The 1340-nt window shown below is 65.7% G+C and carries 2 protein-coding genes; both read right to left on the bottom strand.

Going from position 1 to position 1340, the window contains the following annotated elements; all coding sequences use genetic code 11:
• Positions 1-644 (bottom strand): electron transfer flavoprotein subunit alpha/FixB family protein (locus tag AC3WOH_RS34815; RefSeq protein WP_492233889.1); only part of this gene is annotated, 644 nt, incomplete at its 3' end.
• 12 nt (positions 645-656) lie between these two features.
• Positions 657-1340: electron transfer flavoprotein subunit beta/FixA family protein (locus AC3WOH_RS34810; protein WP_492233888.1), on the bottom strand; the 684-nt coding region annotated here is incomplete at its 5' end.

The raw sequence follows: 1340 nt of genomic DNA, 5'->3' as shown, positions 1-1340 counted from the left end.
GTCATCACTTCGTCGAACTTCTCCTTGCTGCCCAGGGCCCGGCCACCGGAGACGATGATCTTGGCGGCGGTCAGCTCGGGGCGGTCGCTCTTGGCAATCTCGCTGCCCACAAAGCTGCTCTTGCCGGCATCCGCTGTTGCGGCGGCGGTTTCGGTGGCGGCGCTGCCACCCGAGGCGCCAGCAGCATCGAAGCCCGTGGTGCGCACGGTGATGACCTTGGTCGCATCCTGGCTCTGCACGGTGGCAATGGCGTTGCCCGCGTAGATGGGGCGCTCGAAGGTGTCAGGGGAGATCACCTTGGTGATGTCGCTGATCTGGGCCACATCGAGCTTGGCGGCCACGCGGGGGGCCACGTTCTTGCCGCCGGCGGTGGCGGGGAACAGGATGTGGCTGTAGGCGCTGGCGATGGCCAGGACTTGCGCGGCTACGTTCTCGGCCAGGCCGTGGGCCAGGCCGGCTGCATCGGCGTGGATGACCTTGGCGACACCGGCGATCTGTGCGGCTGCCGCTGCGGCGCCACCGGCGTTGTGGCCGGCCACCAGCACGTGCACGTCGCCACCGCAGGCAATCGCTGCGGTCACGGTGTTGAGCGTTGCGCCCTTGATGGCGGCGTTGTCGTGTTCGGCAATAACGAGTACGGTCATTTCTTGTTCTCCTTAGATGACTTTGGCTTCGTTCTTGAGTTTCTCGACCAGGGCAGCCACATCGGCCACCTTGACGCCGGCGCCGCGCTTGGGCGGTTCGCTGACCTTGAGGGTCTTCAGGCGCGGAGCGACGTCCACACCGAGGTCTTCGGGCTTGACGGTATCGAGCTGCTTTTTCTTGGCCTTCATGATGTTGGGCAAGGTGACGTAGCGGGGCTCGTTCAGGCGCAGATCGGTGGTGATGACGGCGGGGAGGCTCAGGGAGAGGGTCTCCAGGCCGCCGTCGATCTCGCGGGTGACGCTGACCTTGTCGGCTGCGAGCTCGACCTTGCTGGCAAAGGTGGCCTGGGGCAGTTCGGCCAGGGCCGCCAGCATCTGGCCGGTCTGGTTGGCGTCGTCGTCGATGGCCTGCTTGCCCAGGATCACCAGGCCGGGTTGTTCCTTGTCGACCAGGGCCTTCAGGAGCTTGGCCACGGCCAGGGGCTGCAGATCGAGATCGGCGGGGGTTTCCACCAGGATGGCGCGGTCGGCGCCAATCGCCATGGCGGTGCGCAGGGTTTCCTGGCACTGGGCCACGCCGCAGGAGACGGCGATGACTTCGGTGACCAGGCCTTTTTCTTTGAGGCGCACGGCCTCTTCGACGGCGATTTCGTCAAAGGGGTTCATGCTCATCTTCACGTTGGCGATGTCCACACC

This window comes from Acidovorax sp. FW305-C-20-28 (assembly GCF_058783375.1).
This window is presented reverse-complemented; position numbering and strand designations above follow the sequence as displayed.